21 protein-coding genes are annotated in these 18,309 nt (G+C 57.9%); 18 read left to right on the forward strand and 3 right to left on the reverse strand.

Features of this window, described 5'->3' with window-relative positions:
- Window positions 1-57 precede the first annotated feature (57 nt).
- The 18 genes from D4765_RS11780 to D4765_RS19230 all read left to right on the forward strand — a co-directional run bounded on the left by D4765_RS11780 (window position 58) and on the right by D4765_RS19230 (window position 16,372).
- A complete protein-coding gene (locus tag D4765_RS11780) occupies window positions 58-897 on the forward strand; it encodes a hypothetical protein (protein WP_136642499.1) in 840 nt (279 codons plus the stop codon).
- On the forward strand, window positions 897-1,445 hold the full coding sequence (locus tag D4765_RS11785) for a hypothetical protein (RefSeq protein ID WP_136642500.1): 549 nt from the start codon (window positions 897-899) through the stop codon (window positions 1,443-1,445). The genes D4765_RS11780 and D4765_RS11785 overlap by 1 nt, the downstream gene beginning before the upstream one ends.
- 178 nt (window positions 1,446-1,623) lie before the next feature.
- Complete coding sequence (locus D4765_RS11790) at window positions 1,624-1,914, forward strand: hypothetical protein (RefSeq protein ID WP_136642501.1); 291 nt, start codon at window positions 1,624-1,626, stop codon at window positions 1,912-1,914.
- Entirely contained in the window at window positions 1,911-2,891 is a 981-nt protein-coding gene (locus D4765_RS11795) for a phage tail tube protein (RefSeq protein WP_136642502.1), read from the forward strand. The genes D4765_RS11790 and D4765_RS11795 overlap by 4 nt, the downstream gene beginning before the upstream one ends.
- Before the next feature lie 18 nt (window positions 2,892-2,909).
- The gene (locus D4765_RS11800; protein ID WP_136642503.1) at window positions 2,910-3,344 is read left to right on the forward strand and encodes a hypothetical protein; all 435 of its coding nucleotides are present in this window, start codon (window positions 2,910-2,912) and stop codon (window positions 3,342-3,344) included.
- 226 nt (window positions 3,345-3,570) lie between these two features.
- A complete protein-coding gene (locus D4765_RS11805; RefSeq protein WP_161580434.1) occupies window positions 3,571-3,972 on the forward strand; it encodes an HK97 gp10 family phage protein in 402 nt (133 codons plus the stop codon).
- 22 nt (window positions 3,973-3,994) lie between these two features.
- Entirely contained in the window at window positions 3,995-7,033 is a 3,039-nt protein-coding gene (locus tag D4765_RS11810) for a phage tail tape measure protein (RefSeq protein ID WP_136642505.1), read from the forward strand.
- A 42-nt stretch (window positions 7,034-7,075) separates the two neighbouring features.
- Window positions 7,076-7,987 carry a phage distal tail protein gene (locus tag D4765_RS11815; RefSeq protein ID WP_136642506.1) on the forward strand — a complete coding sequence of 304 codons (912 nt, stop codon included), beginning with the start codon at window positions 7,076-7,078 and terminating at the stop codon, window positions 7,985-7,987.
- The gene (locus D4765_RS11820; protein ID WP_136642507.1) at window positions 7,987-9,123 is read left to right on the forward strand and encodes a hypothetical protein; all 1,137 of its coding nucleotides are present in this window, start codon (window positions 7,987-7,989) and stop codon (window positions 9,121-9,123) included. The genes D4765_RS11815 and D4765_RS11820 overlap by 1 nt, the downstream gene beginning before the upstream one ends.
- Before the next feature lie 13 nt (window positions 9,124-9,136).
- Window positions 9,137-9,973 carry a hypothetical protein gene (locus D4765_RS11825; protein ID WP_136642508.1) on the forward strand — a complete coding sequence of 279 codons (837 nt, stop codon included), beginning with the start codon at window positions 9,137-9,139 and terminating at the stop codon, window positions 9,971-9,973.
- Between the two features lie 18 nt (window positions 9,974-9,991).
- Window positions 9,992-10,891, forward strand: coding sequence for a hypothetical protein (locus D4765_RS11830; RefSeq protein WP_136642509.1), 900 nt, complete (start codon window positions 9,992-9,994; stop codon window positions 10,889-10,891).
- Between the two features lie 70 nt (window positions 10,892-10,961).
- Window positions 10,962-11,837, forward strand: coding sequence for a GH25 family lysozyme (locus tag D4765_RS11835; RefSeq protein WP_136642510.1), 876 nt, complete (start codon window positions 10,962-10,964; stop codon window positions 11,835-11,837).
- Between the two features lie 27 nt (window positions 11,838-11,864).
- Window positions 11,865-12,188, forward strand: coding sequence for a hypothetical protein (locus D4765_RS11840; RefSeq protein ID WP_136642511.1), 324 nt, complete (start codon window positions 11,865-11,867; stop codon window positions 12,186-12,188).
- Window positions 12,185-12,658 carry a hypothetical protein gene (locus D4765_RS11845; protein ID WP_136642512.1) on the forward strand — a complete coding sequence of 158 codons (474 nt, stop codon included), beginning with the start codon at window positions 12,185-12,187 and terminating at the stop codon, window positions 12,656-12,658. The genes D4765_RS11840 and D4765_RS11845 overlap by 4 nt, the downstream gene beginning before the upstream one ends.
- A complete protein-coding gene (locus D4765_RS11850; protein WP_136642513.1) occupies window positions 12,658-13,095 on the forward strand; it encodes a hypothetical protein in 438 nt (145 codons plus the stop codon). Before D4765_RS11845 ends, D4765_RS11850 begins: the two co-directional genes overlap by 1 nt.
- A gap of 142 nt (window positions 13,096-13,237) precedes the next feature.
- The gene (locus D4765_RS11855) at window positions 13,238-14,134 is read left to right on the forward strand and encodes a hypothetical protein (RefSeq protein WP_136642514.1); all 897 of its coding nucleotides are present in this window, start codon (window positions 13,238-13,240) and stop codon (window positions 14,132-14,134) included.
- Complete coding sequence (locus tag D4765_RS11860) at window positions 14,131-16,197, forward strand: right-handed parallel beta-helix repeat-containing protein (RefSeq protein WP_136642515.1); 2,067 nt, start codon at window positions 14,131-14,133, stop codon at window positions 16,195-16,197. The genes D4765_RS11855 and D4765_RS11860 overlap by 4 nt, the downstream gene beginning before the upstream one ends.
- 10 nt (window positions 16,198-16,207) lie before the next feature.
- Window positions 16,208-16,372, forward strand: coding sequence for a hypothetical protein (locus D4765_RS19230; RefSeq protein ID WP_161580435.1), 165 nt, complete (start codon window positions 16,208-16,210; stop codon window positions 16,370-16,372).
- Between the two features lie 99 nt (window positions 16,373-16,471).
- Here the strand turns inward: D4765_RS19230 and D4765_RS11865 are convergent, their stop codons facing one another.
- From D4765_RS11865 to D4765_RS11875, 3 genes are all read right to left on the reverse strand, one after another.
- A complete protein-coding gene (locus D4765_RS11865; protein ID WP_136642516.1) occupies window positions 16,472-17,575 on the reverse strand; it encodes an acyltransferase family protein in 1,104 nt (367 codons plus the stop codon).
- Window positions 17,576-17,675: 100 nt separating this feature from the next.
- Complete coding sequence (locus tag D4765_RS11870) at window positions 17,676-17,843, reverse strand: DUF4236 domain-containing protein (protein WP_136642517.1); 168 nt, start codon at window positions 17,841-17,843, stop codon at window positions 17,676-17,678.
- Window positions 17,844-17,845: 2 nt separating this feature from the next.
- Window positions 17,846-18,307, reverse strand: a complete 462-nt coding sequence (locus D4765_RS11875; RefSeq protein ID WP_136642518.1) for an Ltp family lipoprotein — start codon at window positions 18,305-18,307, stop codon at window positions 17,846-17,848.
- Window positions 18,308-18,309 lie beyond the last annotated feature (2 nt).

Below are 18,309 nucleotides of genomic sequence, written 5' to 3' on the forward strand. Positions count from 1 at the left end.
CGCATGCGCCTCCCATGTTCAAGAGTGCCGGGTGCACCAACTATTTCGGAGGCCAAAGTGACTGCTACCGCGCTGTACGTTCCCACCTATGCGACCCGTTCGCCTTACATCACAGTGTCGGAGTACAAGTCGGCACCCACAGGGGTGAATGTTGATCAGCTCAGCCCGCGCTCTGACGTACAGGTGCAGAACGACATGCTGTCGGTGCTCATTGATCGGGCGTCGTCGTATGCTGACGAGATTTGCCAACAGGTGCTTTCGGCAACTGTTGACACGCAGGTTGGCACCTATTTTGTGCGTGCCGGTGTTGTAAAAATCCCGGTCGATTACACCCCCCTGATTCAGGTCAATTCTTTGCTGGTCGGTTCGGATGCTTCGCATTTGTCGACGGTCACTGATCTTTCGAATGCGTGGTTGCAGCGCAAGACGGTGGAGATTCCGGTTACGGGGTGGTTCCGCAGTAATCGGGTGAAAGCTGCCCTAACGTACGTTTCGGGGTTCGCGAACACGGTCACCACAGTTGCCCAAGCGGTGGGGGATTCGACGTTGACGGTGGCCTCTCCGGTGGGCATCGTCTCGGGTCTCACGTTGGCGCTGTTCGATGCGGGCAACTCTGAACCGGTCACAGTGCTTTCGGTGTCAGGCAACGTTGTGACTCTCGCCGCACCTTTGACGAAGGCGCACACGTTTGGTGTTTCGCTTTCCGCGCTGCCCGCAGCTATCAAGCAGGCGGTGGTGTTTCTTACTTCTGCGCTGATCAAGTCGCGCGGTTCCGAGGCTCACGTGATGGCGTCGATCAGTGCGGGGCCTAGCCGTAAGTCGGAGATTCAGGATGGCGGGTTTGAGGAAATCGATCTTGCTTTCGAGCTGCTGAAACCGCATCGGCGGTCTGCCTGATGGCTGATGGTGCTGTGCGTCAAGCAATCTATTCGTGGTTCAACACGGCCTCCATCCCGGGCCTGCAGAAGGTGTACCAGGAGTTGCCGTGGTGGATCGACGGGAACGACTGGGTTCTCACATCTGATGCGTGGTGGGGCGCTATCGGGATCGTTCATCTTGAGGATTCTAAGGAGTCCCGTCTGACCCTTGGTGCGGCTGCTGGTGGTTCGAAAATGGTTGAGCACACTGTTGCTCTGATCGTCCGCTACCAGTACGAGATCCCCGCGAATCTCCCTGCCGGGCAGGAAGAGGACGCGTGGGTGACACCCCTTGACGTGATCATCGACGGCATCAAAGACCGCATCCGTTCATCCCCCACTTTGGGGACAACCGTTGGTAACGAATTCTTCCCCGGCCCCGGTCAGTACGCAAACGGTGTCGTATGGCAGGCCGGTCAAGACAACGACGACATTCGTGTCACCCGAGACATGCCCCTCTTCGATGACGGGCGCGTGTGGACGTGGACGCGAGTCGATTTCAATGTGCGAGAAATCATCCAAGCATGATGCGCGCCACGATTACCCGCCACGGGCGGACGGGCCGAACCGTGCGAAAACGGCGCACCCACAAAACCGTACGGGTGTTGCGGCACCGTGTTGCACGCCTCGCAAAAACGGGCCGAAAAACTCTTCGACCTGTTCTCAGAATCGGGCATATTGCCCGCAAGAAAGCTTAGGAGCCGTCGTGCCACGTTACCTGTTCAAAAGCCCATTCGCTCAAGTCTTCGGTGATCTCCATCATGGCGTGAACGCATCCGTTGAGGGTCTCGAAGAATTCGCCTACGAGCTGCATGGGGTCGCGGTGGAGTTGCACGACGGCCAGTTCGTGACCACCGACAAGCCCATCACTCACGTCTCTCTCACTGAGGTCGATGGGGTCGGCGTTGTCGTCACCCCGCCCGCTGACGCCCCTGAGGTTTCCCCCGAACCCCCCGCGCCTGATGGTGCCGAACAGAACACAGAGGTACAAGAATGAGCTTCGCAGCCGCCAATCAGCAGTGGGTGGGTCTCGCCAAAGAGACAACCCCCGGTATCGCAATTGCCGCACCCACCATGTGGGTTCCCGTCGATTCGCCCACCTACCACCAGATCACCAAAGCGCTCACTGATGGGGCGCTGCGCGGTAACATGTCGGTCGATTACCAGCAGCAGCAGGGGTCGTCTCACACAGAGGCTAAGTACAAGACGTACCTGTACATGGATTCGGCGTACCCGCATCTTCTCGCGATCCTCGGCACCCCCGATGTTGTGTCTGGTCTGGTCGACCCGTGGACGCACAAGACGGCGTTGTACAACGGCAACGGCACGAACGCCGCCCAGCCCGCCACATACACGGTATTCATTGCTGACGCGCTCGGGAAGGTGCAGCAGATTCCCGGTTGCATCCCCTCGGATGTGAAAATCTCGGTCGGCGCTGACATGCTCGTGTCGCTTGATGTGACGTGGATCGGTCTTATCGCGACCGCTATCGCCCCGCCCGTGAACACGCCCTCCGTCGTGAAGCCTGCCCCTTCATGGGACACGGTTGTGTCGATTGGTGGTGTCGCTTCGAGTCGGTACTCGACGGTCGAAATTGATATCAAGCGTGCCACCGAGCCGATCATCACCATCACCGGCACTCAGGCCCCGTACGCAATCTTCGGTGGCCCTGTTTCGGTGTCTGGTTCGCTGAACGCCGTCTATCAGGGCACCACGGACACGGACTGGCAGAACTACCTCACCAACGGTCAGCCCGCCCTCACCGTGAAACTCGTACCCCCGGGAGACACCACCCACTACTTGCTCGTGCAGTGCTCACAAGTCGCCTACGACGATGCGAGCTATTCGGGCACCAACAAGTGGATGGAAATCAAGTCCACCATCAAGGGTCTCGCGAACTCCACCGATGCGCTGTCGGGTGCTTTCTCGCCCGTTCAAGTGCAACTACTCACCCCCGTTTCAACCGCTTACTAAAACGCCAGGAGGCAAACCGTGGCAACGAAAACTGTTTCAAAGAATGACATCAAACTGACGACGGCCATTCCGGGGGGCATGGCGTCGTGGTGGCGGCGGGATGATCTGCCGCCACTGGCCGACCGGCTCCTAAATGCGTCGATGCTGCCCCTCAACCCGGTCATTCAGGCGTTGCGGAAAGACCCGAACTTCGCTATTGACTTCGAGACCGCAAATCAGCTTCTTGAGCTCAACGATGTTGGTGTTGTGGTGTTCCTGAAGTCGTGGACGCGTAAGGATGGCGAGGGTAATTCCGAACCGATCCCGGCGAGCACGAAAGATGTGCTGATGCTCGACCGCAAACTGTACGACGCCCTCATTGGGCATGCGGCGAAGCTGATGGCTGAGAGCGCGAAGGAAGACCCGTTTTCCATTGATGCGATCGAAGACCCCGAGTCCCCTACTCAGGCCTGAGGCTGCTTGGTCAAGCGCTGAGGGCCGGCACCGGCTCGGTTGAGCTTTCCCCCGCTACGGAGGAGGCGTGGAACGAGTACCTGTACCGCCATCACGTGATGCCCGGTCTCTCTCATGACGATTACATGAGGGAGCCCGGCATGACGATCAAATGGAATTCGCACATCTTCCATCTTGAGAAAACGGTTGAGCGTGAGCAACAGGAACGGTCGAAACGCTGATGGGGATGGTCGGTGTTTCTGAACTGTACGCCGCTTTCGCGAAGGTCGCAGCGGATTCCGAGTTAGCTTCCCGGCTGATTGTCGCTAAGGGTGCGGCGATGGTGGAGCGGGAAGCGAAAGCTAACTTTCAGGGCTCCCATAAGCGGGACGCACCGCATGTTGGTGGTTCTTTGCCGAACGTCGTTTCGGGCGATTTGCGCCGGTCGATCATTTCTACCCCTGTCGTTCGAACGGGGGCTTTTTCGTATTCGGCGATGGTTGGCCCAACGACTGTTTACGGTCGTCGCGTCGAGCTGGGCATGAACGGGTCTAAAGGGTATCCGTACTTCCACCCTGCCGTTCAAAAAGTGAAGCCATTGCTGTCTGCGATGGCTGTTTCGACGTGGCGGGAAACGCTGCGTATCTAACTCAAAACTGCGGGGAGCCCCCATGTCTGAACTCCTGCCCCCGCTTCTGCTTGAGCTTCGCGGTAACGCCACCCAGCTTCTAGCCTCCCTCCAGGGTGTGCAGGGGGAGGTTGCGAAGACTGTCGCGTCTACGGACATGGCTGCGGGGAGCATGGAGGCGCGCCTAGCGACGATGGGCAGCATTGGTAAGGCTGCGCTGATTGGTGTGGTCGGTGCTGCCGCCGTGGTCGGTGGGGTGACCGTGAAAATGGCGTCCGATTTCCAGTCGCAGATGACGTTGCTGGTGACTGCTGCGGGTGAGTCTCAGTCGAACATGGGGCTGGTTTCTAACGGCATCCTCGACATGGCTGGTGCGACAGGCACAAGCATCAGCCAGCTGTCTGACGGCATGTACACCATTGAGAAGGCGGGCATTCGGGGCGCTGACGGCCTGACCGTTTTGAAGGCTGCCGCGGAGGGCGCGAAGGCTGAGAATGTTGATCTTGGTACGGCGACTAACGCGCTGACTTCGGTGATGATGTCGTACCACTTGAAGGCGTCTGATGCGGTGTCGGTTCAGAACGAACTTATCGCTGGTTCTGGTATGGCGAAGACGACGATGGAGAACTACGCCGGTTCGCTCTCGACGGTTATTCCGGTCGCTTCGGCTGCCGGTGTCGGCTTCGATCAGGTCGCCGGCGCTATTGCCACACTCACCCAGCACGGCACTTCAGCGGATGAGGCCACACAGGAACTCTCGAACACTATTCGTGGGTTGCAGGCACCTAACCAGGTCGCGCAGAAGGCGATGCAGCAGCTCGGCTTGTCTGTGAATGATGTGTCGCAGGGGCTCGCTGACCCGAACGTGGGGCTGACAGGCACCATTTCGAAGATCACGGATGCTATCGGTTCCCACCTGGGGCCTGCCGGTCTTGTCGTGGTGGACACGTTCAAGAAGTCGCAGTCTGCTAGCGCCGATTTGCAAACAATGCTGACGAAGATGCCCGACAGCCTGAAAGCGAATTCGCAGGCGTACCTCGACGGCACGATGAGCCTTTCGGCTTACCAGAAGTCCGTGAAGGGCATGGGTGGCGATTCTGCGGCGATGGGGTTGCAGTTCCTTTCACTTTCGAAGACCACGCAGGGCTTCAACGATCTGGTGAAGTCGGGCCAGCCTCAGGCTGCAACGTTCGCTTCGCAGCTCAAAGCGGTCATGGGTGGTGCCACAGGCATGAACACGGCGCTGATGCTCGGCGGCGAGAACATGGGCTACTTCAAGCAGGCCACAGAGGACGTTTCGAAGGCTGGCGGTAAGGCCGGTTCGGATATTTCGACGTGGGCCCAGACGCAGGCGACACTCGCCGTGCAGGTCGATAAGGCCAAAGAGTCCATCGCGGCTATGGGTGTACGCATCGGTACCGTGCTGATTCCGTACGTTTCCCAAGCGCTCAAGGGCATTACGGATTTCGCTGGTTTTCTTGGGAACAACATGGGCGTCGTATTGACGTTCGGTGCGATTGTTGGGACTGTCGCCGCAGGGTTCATTGCCATATATGTGGCACAGAAGACCTACGCGATGTATCAGGCGATTGTGACCGCGGCGACCGTTGCCTACAACGTCGTGATGGGTCTTTTCGGGGCCGAGACCGCAGCGTCAACCGGGGCGACATACCTCGCTGCGGGTGCCATGGATGTCAAAACTGCTTCCACTTACGCATCCGTCGTTGGGATGAACGCTTACGCCATCGGGTCCGGTATTGCGTCGGCTGCCACTTCGGTGTGGACGGGCATCATGGTCGCGTTTGAAGCGGTGATGGCGCTTGACCCGCTCGTACTGATCGTCATCGGTATTGCTGCGCTCGTTGCGGCGATCATTTGGGTTGCCACTCAGACGACGTTCTTTCAGGACGTTTGGACGGGTGCGATGCAGGTCATCCAGGACGTTGTTGGTGCGGTCATCGACTGGGTTTCGACCAACTGGCCGCTGCTGCTCGACATTATTCTCGGGCCGCTCGGGTTCATCATCGGTTGGATTATTCAAAACTGGGGCGGGATCGTAGATTTCTTCACCACCGTCGTAAACAACATTGGTCAGGCGTTCAGTCTGCTGTGGACGGGTTGGATGAAACCGATCATCGACTTCATCGTCGGCGGCATCAACGTGGTGGCGTGGATTCTGATCTGGTTGTGGACGGTCGCGGTCGCACCGGTCATCAACGCTATCGGGCAGGCGTTCGTCTGGTTGTGGACGAACGGGATCGAGCCTGTTATCGGGTTCATCATCGCTTACGTGCAGGCTATGGCGGGCGTGTATGTCTGGTTGTGGCAGAACATCATCATGCCTGTTGTTCAGGGCATCGCGGATGCGTGGAACTGGTTGTGGCAGAACGTCATACAGCCGGTGATCGATTCAATCAACGCCTACTTGCAGGTAATGGCGGGTGTTGCTGGCACCGTGGCTGGTGCGGTGGTCGGGTTCTTCGGAATGCTCGGTGACGGCATCAGCAATGTCGTGAACGGTGTTATTGCACCGGTCATTCATGCGCTTGGTGATGCTTTCAACTGGGTGTGGCAGAACATTATCCAGCCGGTCGTGAATTGGATCAACGCAGCAATCAAGACTGTGGGTGATGTCGTCGGTTCTGTGTTCGGCGGTATCGCGTCGGTCATTATGGGCGCATTCAACGGTGTTGCATCGCAGGTGAAGGGCGTTTTCAACGCCATTATTTCGTCGATCAACGGCGCTATCGGTGGCATCAATGGCATTGCCTCTTCGGTCAATGCCCTGTCGGGTGGCGCAGTCAATATTCATGTCGGCACGTTGCCGTCTTTGGATGTTGGTGGCACCGTTCCCGGGCCCAAGGGTGCCCCTGTGCTCATGATCGGGCACGGCGGTGAGGACGTTCTGAACGACGACATGCTTTCGGGTCGTAAAGCTTTGCCACCGAGGACGGCTGCGGCGTTCGCGAACACGCAGGGCGGTGGTGGGGCGCAGCAGAACATCACAGTGAATGTCACTTCGCCGGCTTCGCCCGTTCAGATCGCATCGATCGTGGGGTGGCAGTTGCGAATGATGGGCTGATCCGTTTCTCCCTTTTGGTAACTAAACAGTGTGGAGCGGGTAATGCTTTTTCCTTCAGGGTCGCTTTACCCCGGCATGACGACATGGCCGGGGTCGCCGTTGCTGTTTTCGTACAACAGCCTCATTTTTGGGGCTGGTACCGATATTCAACTGATCGGGGAGACGGGCATTCGCATGCTGCCCGCCACCCGGTCAGGTAATACTCCTCGGGGCCGTCAGGATGGGTCGAATGCTGGCCTGAATTTCCTGTCAGAGCGGGTCGTTACGATCACACTTTCGGTGACCGTAACCTCCCAGAATCCTTTCCAAACAGTGCTCGCGAATATGGCTGCCGCATTTCAGCCGGTCTCAGATCCCACTCAGCTACAGACTTTGCAGTTTATGTATCCGGGCTGGGTGACACCGCGCCAGTTGACGGGCCGAGTCACTAACGCCGGTTTCCCGGTGGATATTGACTACAACTTCAACAAAGTAAACGCCTATCACGTCGAGATAACATGCCCCGACCCGGTCATTTATGACAGCGTTTTGCAGGCAAAAACGACCAGTCTGCCGTCACCGGTTTCTGGTTTGGCTTTCCCGGTAACTTTCCCCGCCTCATTCGGGTCGTCTACTGGCGGCTATTTGCCAATCAGTAACGCAGGTAATTACCCGACATCACCGGTTTTCGTGATCACCGGGCCTGTGTCGAACCCGACCCTACTTAATTCGGCAACCGGCCAGTTCTTCCGCCTCAACTTGACGTTGGGTGCCACCGATGCGCTTGTGATCGATATGGGGGCGAAGACGGTTGTCCTGAATGGGACTGCCGCACGTTTCAACGCGGTTGCTACCGGGTCGTCGTGGTTCACAATCCAGCCCGGGACGTGGACGGTTGGTGTGGCCTCCACGGATTCGGCAATCGTGGCCGCAACTTTCACCGCACAATGGCGTTCCGCTTGGAGTCACGGCTAATGGCTGAAAAGTTCACCGTGTTCGCATACGACCCGAACACGAACACACGGCTTGCGGAGCTACCGGCAACGAATTTGTTGTTTGATACACGGCTGAATGATGCGGGGTCGATCAGTTTCGACCTAGCATTGTCGGCCCCGAAGACCGCGGCGCGGGTGGCACCGATTCTTTCGTACGATGGTGCCCCGTTCGCGGTCTATGTTGACCGGAATGGCACCATCGTTTGGGGCGGCTTGTGCTTGACGGGCAACTATTCGAAAGCGACCGGGGCTCTGCCCGTGCAGGGTAAAGAGTTCGGCGCATATTTCAACCAGCGCATCATCGCGGCGGACTATTCGGCGCTCACCTACCCGGGCGGTATTGATCCGGCGCAGCTGGTCTATAAGGCGTACACGGATGCGCAGAATGTTGCGCTGTGTGGGCCGGGTGCGTCGTTGGGTATCAATGTGGTGGGTGGGTCTTCCACGATTCCGACGTTCATTCCCGGCTACCCGATAACGCAGCACACAACGGTTTCGCAGATCGCCGCCGACATGGCCGCGGTTTCTTCCCCCGGCTCGGGAACGGTCGATGTCGTTTTCTTGTCAGCGTGGGATCCGGTTTCGGGTGCGCCTGTGACGACACTGAAAATATGGTCGCCTCGGGCGGGTCGGGATAAGAACTCTTCGCCGCTCGTTTTTGACCTCGCGAGTGTTAACGATTACACGTGGCCCACGGATGTGACGAAGGCTGGTACGACTTTCACGGTTACGGGGGCCGGATCTGGTGCGGCAACCCCGACTGCGGTGGTTAGTTCTGCTGCACCTGTTGGCGGTTTGGGTCAAATGCCGCGCCTGGATCAGGTGTTTTCTTTCTCCAATGTGCAGTCGCAGTCGCAACTGAATCTGATGGCTGCCGGTTTGGCGCAGGCGTACGGTTTCCCGGTCAGAACCCCCACAGTGACGTTGCCCTCGGTCGCTGACCCCGTTCTGGGGTCGTGGATGATCGGGGACGATGCGCGCCTGTACACGGCGGGGGATGAGCGTTTCCCTGCCGGTAAGGACGAGTTTTGGCGGATTGTGCAGTACGCCACGAAGGTGCCCGATGAGGGTGTCGCGACGGTCACATTGACCTTCAATCTTCCGCCCATTATTTGAAATTGGAGAGCGTATGGCTGGCGCAAATCTTGGCCCCGATTACGAACTAGCTAAACGCCTTTCGGCCATGGAGCGGGCAATACAATCCCTAAATGGTCGTGACGTTCTACAGAATGCGTCTATCGGAATTGGCGGCCTGACCGTAACTGGCGGCTCCATAACGATCGCTGGTGGTGGGCAGCTCAATGTTTCTGGAACTGCAACTTTTACCGGAACGCTGACGGTGCCCTCCGGGACGATTACCACGGGCGGTGCGATCTCCGCGGGGTCATTGATCACCGCGGGGTCATCGATCACGGCGGGTACCTCTGTTTCTGCGGGTACTTCGTTGAACGGCGCTTCTCTCGCAATTTCTGGCGGGTCGGTAGTTCACGCGCTGACGGCGGACGCGATCACAGCCGCTTCCCTTACCGCGTCTGGGAATGTTACAAGCTCAGGCACGATCACTTCTGCTAGCGCTTTCGTTTCTCCCGGCTCAAGATCAACAACAGTTACCTCTTCATACGTTGGCGCGTGGATTGATGGTAGCGGTGTCATCGGAATGCAGCCTTCAACATTGAAGGTAAAAAAGGATCTTACGAACCTCACCGAAACGGCTGGGATCTTGTCGATACAGCCTCATTGGGGCCGGTATAAGTGGGACGCCGAAAGCACCCCCTTGAAAGTGTTTTTTCTTGCGGAGGAGGTGGCCGCTGCGGGGTTCGGCCCCGATGTTGTGCCTTTGGATGATGCCGGAGATCCGGCCTCTGTGAATTATCAGATGCTCATTGTGCCTTTACTTGCAGTCGTGAAGGCCCAACAAGCCCAGATCGAAGCTTTGAATTCGCGTCTCGACGCCGCTCACCTTTAGCAGCCAGGAGGCTAACCAATGACCGTTCAAACCGTTCCAGCTTTCCTTCAAAACGCCGCCCTCACGAACGCGAACGTGTTTCGAAATGCTGCCGCAGCCCCGTTCGCGCGGGCAGGCATTCTTGGTGGGGGGGAGCTTGGTGTTCTCGCACAAACAACCCCGAATATGACGGTGAAGGTGAACGCCGGTCGGGCGAAGGTTGCGGGGACATCCGTTTCACCGCCCGCAGGGTTCACCTTCACTACCCAAGGTTTCTACGACGTTTTCAACGACGCCGCGATCAGTGTCACCATTGCGGCTTCGAACTCTACCCAGCCACGAATCGACGTTGTGTACGTGCAGGTCGAGGATTCTTTTTATGCAGGCACAAACAATGATGCGCTGATCGCCGTGGCTACGGGTTATCCCGCATCCTCACCGACTGTGCCAGCGATCCCAGCGAATTCGTTGGCGTTGGGCCAGGTCGCGGTCGGCGCAAATGTGACATCTATCGTGTCTGCGAACATCGTGAACGTCGCACCATTGGCAGCACTGCTGGGGGCCTCGATTGTCCGGGATTACAGCCAGTTCATCAACACCGGCTCCACCGCCACACACGTCGCGTTGTCTGCGATCACGTTGCCTGCGGTGCCGGTTGCGTCTCGGGCGCTAATCAAATTCGATGGTTCTGTGGGTTTCTCCCCTCAGAACGAGACCATCGGCGTGGCGATAGCGGTTTCGGCGGGAACTCTCACATCGGCTGCGCCTTACACGATCCTTGTCGCGACCGCAACATGGGCGCGGTATGGGCGGCAAGCGTACGTCGACATCCCGGCGAACACGGTTTGCGCGATAACTCTTTTTTCGGAAGCGGATCAGCCGTCGTATTACAGCCTCATCGAGCATGTTCATGTTGCGCTTGCTGGCGAGTTTATGTAACGCGAATTAGCCCCTTTTTTCTTTCTTTTGCCCTCCTCGTGAGGGTTTTCGTGTTTTCGGAGGAGCCAACATGGTCGCTATCGACATTTCCTACGCCCAAGGTTTTCCTAACTTCGATGGTCTCGCGGATGACATCTCTCTCGTTGTCGCCCGCGCAGGGACCCTTGAGGGCGGTGGGATGCTTCAAGATTCGAAGCTCATCTACAACCGCGAAAACTGTCGCCGCGTTGGCCGCCAGTTCGGCACATACCTGTTCAACGGCCCCGTCAACCCGACCGTGGCTGCGAAATGGTACCTCTCGATCATTGATTGGAAACCAGGCGACGTAACTGCAATCGATGTGGAATCACCGAACGCGTGGGGGCCCGCCGAGGTTCTTGAGTTCAATAGTTTCGTCCGTGGGGAGATTGGGCAGACGCCATGGACTTACGGTTCTACCAGCCTTCTGTTTCAGCCGCAGTGGAAGGCCGTCTCTGACGACGGGTCACTGCTATGGGCGGCCAACTATGGGTCGAACACGGGGACACCGGGGAGCGATCCGGGCAACGGGCCGTGGGCTACCCGAATTCTTTGGCAGTACACGTCAGTCGCGCAGCACGCGGGATTGTCGGGTTCCGTCGACACGAACATGGTCAACGATGCCGCACTCGCCCAACACCTCAACCTCAACCTCACCCCAAAACCCGGAGATGAAGACATGCCTCTGAACCAGACCGACCTAGACAGCATCACCAGCATTGTTCGCGAGCAGGTCACCGGCGCGATGCTCGACCTCGTGAAGGTCGCACCTGTCGGCCAGCGCCCCGAGTTTTTCCAGTACCTCCAAGAGGCCGCGTGGTCTGCGCTGAACTACACGTTTCCCTCGGCGTACAGCAAGGGCGCGGACGGGCAGCCGCTGCCTGTGACAATCAAAGACCTCACCGACGCGACGCACGCGAAACCGTAACACCCTTCCACCTCGGGAGGGGCTGATATGAACATTCTCAAACAGACGACCGCGCTGAATGCGTGGATTGCAACAAAGATCACTACCGGTGTGGGGACGATGGCGTGCGCTTACGCGTTCGCTGTTCTCGCCTTCCTGGGCCTGCCATCAGCTATCGCGTCCGGGCAGGCAATCGGGTGGGTTTCGTCACAGTTTTTGCAGCTCGTTCTGTTGTCGGTCATCATGGTCGGCCAGCGGGTGCAGGGTGCGAAAACTGAGGCGCGCGACGAAGAAACCCATGCCGCAGTGATCGCGATGCACAAAGAAACGCAAGAGATCATCGCAGACCTGACGAAGGTGGTCAGCTCGTGACCCTCATCCCGTTGGATTGGTTCAAATATTTGTTCGGCGACACCCCTATCGCCCCGGTTGTGCTGACTTTTGTGGCGATCACAGTCCTTGGGGTCATCGCTTACAGGGTGTGGCCGGTCATCAAACGGCTTGTTTCTACTTTGACCGCTCTTGAGAAGCTGCCCGATTTTATGGACAAACAGGAATCGTTCCGGCAGAACACCACCGCGACTTTGCATAAACAGGACGAGTCGTTGGCATCTCAAGACGTGAAGATCCAAGAAATCCATCACGAAGTGAATTACAACAACGGGACCTCCGTGAAAGACGCTGTTGAGCGCGTAGAAGAGGGTGTCGCGGGCTGGTATGTCGCCCATAACGAACTTCGGTCTCAGCTCGGTCTGCCCGCCATTGACACCGAAACGCCGATCAAGAAGAAACCGCCCCGCAAGAGGGCACCCCGAATTCCGAAAACAGAAGGAACACCATAATGTCTCAGATCACCGTTCAGAGCCCCAAAGTAACCATCACCCGGGAACTCAAAAATCTCGCCCCGAAGGTGCTCACGTTTCTCGCCACCGGTGTTACCGCGTCGGGTCTCGCGTATGTGCTCGGCACGGCCGGTATCACTCTGACGCCGGCGCTCACTTCGCTGCTTGTCGTCCTGATCTCTGCGGTTGCCGGGTATCTGAAGGCGGATACGACTCTGCTGAGTGGCGGCCTGCCCGTCTCGACTACCACGGCCCCGGTAGCCCCGGTGAGCCTTCCGGGTGCCCATGTCGACGTAACTGCGCCGCCTGTCGTAGCTGCCCCTGTCGCCACCGCGCCTGTCGTCACTGCCATTCCCGCCATCACTTTCGCGCCCGTGCCCGCCGCAACATTCGACCAGATTGTCACACCCGTGCCCGATCAGGTCACCTCCGTCTAACCGCAACCCTCAAACGTCACACGCCCCGCTTGGGGCGTTTCTGCGTTAACGGGCACATGTGGGGGTCACCGCTTTGAACGCCGCGGGACTTAAACGAGCCAGCTAAGACGGTCGCCCCACCAAACACGAACAGAGGCATCACATGGGATACACGCCAGACCCCACCTGGGCGGACGGTCAATCAGGAAACACCCCGATCACCGCCGCAAAGCTGAACAACATCGAGTCAGGCATTCTCAACTCGGACGGCACCAACCCGCTATCAGCCGAAGCGATCCACGACGCCGCAACATTCGAGCCTGTCGGGCTGAGTTCAACGACACTCGCAGCAATCACCACCATTGTTTCGACGGGCACCTCAGCGGTTGCTGGAAAATTGCAGACCCCTCGGGCGATCAACAGCGTGCTGTTCGATGGAACCGCGAGCGTGACCATAGCGGACGCGACGAAAGCCCCGCTGGCTGGTGCAACGTTCACCGGCCCTATCTCGGCAACGAACCTGAGCGGCTCGAACACGGGAGATCAAAGCTCGGTCACGGGCAATGCTGGTACCGCAACAAAACTGACAACCCCCCAGACCATCAACGGGGTCGCTTTCGACGGCTCGGCACCTGTTGTTGTCGCGGACGCGACGAAGAAAACCCTCACTCAGGTGGCTGCCACCGCAACCTCAACCGGTACAGCTACGGCGTGGGTGCACAACCCTTACGACGCCACTCTGGGCGCATTGACTGCGACTCTTCCCACTGGTGCAGTAAGCCAGGAGCTTTCGATTGAGAAGGTCGACTCCACCGTGAACACGGTGACCATTGCGGGCAGCATCCGAGGTGCGGCATCGACAATCATTCTCGCCCTGCCGCATGAAACGATCAAGTTCGTTGCCGACTCTTCCGGTTCGTGGTGGCCCGTCTCAGGGCACAAGACCCTGACAAGTCTCGACGGGCGGTACCCGCTGCTCACGCAAACAACCTCTGCGAGGCTCATAACAAACGCCGTAGCTCTTACCGCAATTCTTCCCAAGCCATGGAGCGCCTCATGACCGTCTACTACATCGACTCCGTAAATGGTTTGGACATCAACGACGGGTCAAGCGTCGTCGGCCCGTGGAAGACGATGGCGAACCTGTACTCGCGCATCACCGCCCGAGCTGTATACCAAGGCGACAAAGTTTTTTTCAAGCGGGGCGGCGTCTACTACGGTCGCCTCAGCGCGCGGGTTGCCGTCAATGGTGCTTTCGGTGCGCTCTTTCCGGGTTCACCCGTGCAGAGCCCGAAACTGATAATCGGTGCGTACGGTGATGGGAATGCGCCGCGACCTATCCTCACGGGATACAAGGAAGCGAACGTTGCTGCATCGTGGACTCAGTACGCGCCGAATGTTTGGAAGATCGACCTTTCCCAAGCTGCCGCAGCAGTAACGGGCGAGTCGACTTTCGATAACACTAACGTCGGGCATTTGAACATCAATGGTGTCACCAAGTGGTTCCGAACCGTAGACCGCCCATCGGTTGCGACGGATGCCAGCGGAAACTGGGCGTTCTGGTCTGAGGCCCAAGCACCCGGTACCGCGGCCAGTGACACGAACCTCTACGTACAGGCGACCGCCAACCCAACAACCCTCGCCTCGTCGATTGAGATCTGCGTTGACGGCGTTGGCATCTACGGCTCTTCGAACATGTCGATATCTGGCATCGAGGTTCGTGGCTACGGGATGAACGGTTACAACACCACCGGGGCCGATAAGGTCGACATCATCGATTGCATGTTCAATAAAATTGGTGGCTCTGTTCTCACGATCTCGAACGGGACGCGGGCAGGTAACGGCGTACAGGTTTACGGCAGCGGCAGCGACCACACCATCAACTACAACGAGTTCCAAGACTGTTACGACGTTGCCTATAGTTGCCAAGGCCCGACAATGACCGGGTGGGCAAATATTGAGTTCGCCTACAACAAGGTGTGGAACTCGAACCAGGCGATTGAATTCTGGTCGACTGTGAATGGTGGCGCGCCAACGGGTTTCGTGAACGTCAAAGTTCACCACAACGAGTTCTACAATTCCGGGTTCTCTGGCTCCAACCAGACCCGCTTTGAGGCTCAGTCGTCGGCGCAGCTTTACTACGACATGAACACACCCACAGACATCGAAATTTACGACAACCTGTTCGTGTTTGCGGCTGCGAGCTACCTCTTTTCCCGGCGTTCCAGTAACACGGTGTTCACGCCCCCGCCAGGCGTAAACTCTCACGACAACACCATCGTCATGGCACCTGGCACGCTCATGAGTTACCAGCGAACAGAGACGATTGAGACCGCTGCGGCATGGGCGGCTGCTCTCGGGTGGGAACAGAATTCGCACTTTCTGGTTCTGCCGCAGAACGTTTTGACGGCGACCGCCTCGCAGCAGATTGAACTTTTGCAGGCGTTCCTGATGGCGCAAGCTGGAGTTGTCACCCGGATGGCGCTGTCAAACGGCAGTGGCGTGCGTAAGGCTATGGCGACAGCGCAGAAGGCTTTGCGGATCTCCGAAGCTATTGGTGCGAACGGAATGAATCAGGGCCCTCTCTACTCGGGCGGCTGGTATTTTCCCGAAACATCAGCGGTGACAAATATGGCCGGAGCGGGCAATACGGGCAGCATGCGTCTCCTGCCCTTCACCGCACCCGCTGCTGGTCGCATCATCAAGCTCTCTTACTGGGTGAATGTGGCTGGTGACGCTGGCTCTGTCGTAGAACCGGTGATCTATCGGCGTGAAGGCAAGTATTTCCTCCTCCATTTCGATGCGGGCCAGCAAGACGCAGCGACGGTCGGTCTTCACACCATCACCATCGCGGGATTCAATGTCTATGAGGGGCAAGAATTGTTCGTCGGCATGAACGTGCTTGCTCCATCCGGTGTGACTAACCTTCCGTCAATGCGAGCCGCTACGGGCAGAACATCGAGCCGAGTACCGGTCGCGGATTCCACGGCAAACCTGAACTTCGCTTTTGGCAACCTGTTCAACGGCATTTCGCTGACCCTTGGGACGGCTGCGCCACCGTCATTTATGCAGGCTGTTGGCGTCACCACTCAGGTGCCCATCGTCGGCATGCTCGCCGCTTAGGCCGCCGACAATGTATCCAGAGCCTGCAGACTGGTTCGGCTTCGCCATCATCTACGGCCAGTTCCACCTGTATTACGACGAGGTCGCTGACGATTGGGCAATCGCAGACGGTGGTGGTTGGCTCGACGGTGTATTCGCATCAGCGCGTCTGGCCATCGAAGCGCATACGCAGTAAATCGGGTTCCGAGCACCGGCGTCGGATCAAATGCATACGGCAATCCAGCAGCCCAAAGAAATAGCCCCGCCCTCTCTTCGGAGTTGGGCGGGGCTTTTCCTATTTTGCGTAACTGGCTGCGCGGAGTATCGGGCGATCGCGCAGTGAGATTTTCTTGAAGCGTTGCGACGGCTTCTCGATGAAATACCACGACAACGCCGCGACGCCGAGGGTGATGACCAGCACGAGAAGTGTCTGCCACCATTCGCCCTTGAGTCCAAACCAGAGAACGAGGTTGATGACGACGTACTGCCAGATGTACGTGGCGAAACTGAGATCGCCCAGTCGCTTCGTGAAGCGGTAGAAGAACTTCGGGGCCAGATACCCAAACGTGACAATTAGGTAGCTCATCGGGATGGAGAGCAAGATCGGCTTGAACGCTGCATAGAACGAGCCGGTGGCAAAGATTTTGAGGAACAGATACGCTGCAAGCGCGAGAGCAATGAGCCACCACTTGACCGGGATTCGGCCCCAGTACTTCGCCCAGAAGATACCCACAGCGAAGCATGCCCCGCGTTCAAGAAATGAATGATCGAGAACAGTCGACAGGACACCGCTGTGCCCCAGCGTCACGTAGTAGGCCAGTGAGCCAGCGACCCCGACTGCAAGAAACGGCACGAGCATCTTCCAAAACCCGAACCGGTGAGCGACCAAGACGAGTATGGGCACGATCAAGTAGAAGCTGAATTCGGCAGGGATTGTGTATAACGGGTCGTTCATCGACCCGGTTCCAATCCCATCCCAGATGCTCGGGTGGTAGTTGGGTAAGAGCGCTGCGCTCGAACCTAGCCACACGAGGATTTGTGGGCTGACGAGTGAGGATGGTTTGACCGCGCCGAACAAAACTAGGATGATCGGCGTGAGAATCGCGAAGGCGTAGATGGCCGGCGCTATCCGTAGATACCGGTTCCAGTAGAACTGACGGAACTGTCCTGTTCGAGAGTGGATACTCTCGGCTGAACTGTAGATGAGCATGCCTGAGATGATGAAGAACATCGGCACGCCGTCGATCAGGTCGAAAAGGCCCCATGCGAAGTGTGTTCCAAGCGCGGCGTTCGTGTGCTGCACGACAACTGCAACTGCTGCGAGCAGCCGCAAGAAGTCGAAAGCATTTTGGCGCGAGCTCAATTGACGCACGTTCACGTCGATATCAACAGATGTCATTGCATTTTCCCCCTAGCTAAATGACTTCCCTTGACAGTAACGCGTCGAGCCGCACGGCCCCACCCCCTCATCACGAGGCGGGTGGGGCGTTTTTTCGTCGTTACAGCTTGAACCGGAACGACAACCCTTTCATAATCCGGATTCGGCCTTGCCCGCGCGTGTTCAGCGTGACACGGCCCACTTTCGCGGTTTCTGAAACCCCGGATTTTGAAATGTTCAGGTGAGTGTTCGCACCCGTTTTGACGGTCTTACGAAAAATGAGGCCCATGATTACTTCAGATTCGCGACGGCGTACGCGGCCTCGTCGGCAGTGAATTTACCGCCGTTCGGGCTGGACAGCTGGTCACCAATCGCTGCTGGTGACATTGACATTTTCTGATACTCCACAGCTGATGCTAAGGCGTTCGCATTCCAGTCAGCTTTCACATTGTCGACGGCGTACTGGGCGGCGTCGGTGGAGAACTTGCCACCGTAGGCTGATGTGAGCTGATCAAAAATGCCAGCCTTGCTCATGTGCATGGAGTCCGAATAGGTTCCGGCGGACACGAGCGCGGCCTTGAACTCGCTTGAAACGGCAGGTGCGGCGGGTGCGGCAGGTGCAGCGGGTGCGGCTGGTGCTGCGGCGACTGCTGAAGCAGTGTCAGGCGCGGCGCTCGTGACCTTCGAGGCCGAACACCCGGTGAGCGCGAGACCGGCGATCATCAGCGCGGCGATAGTCAAACGTTTCTTCATCT

It is taken from the genome of Subtercola vilae, assembly GCF_004923255.1.
In the GTDB taxonomy this organism is placed as follows: domain Bacteria; phylum Actinomycetota; class Actinomycetes; order Actinomycetales; family Microbacteriaceae; genus Subtercola; species Subtercola vilae.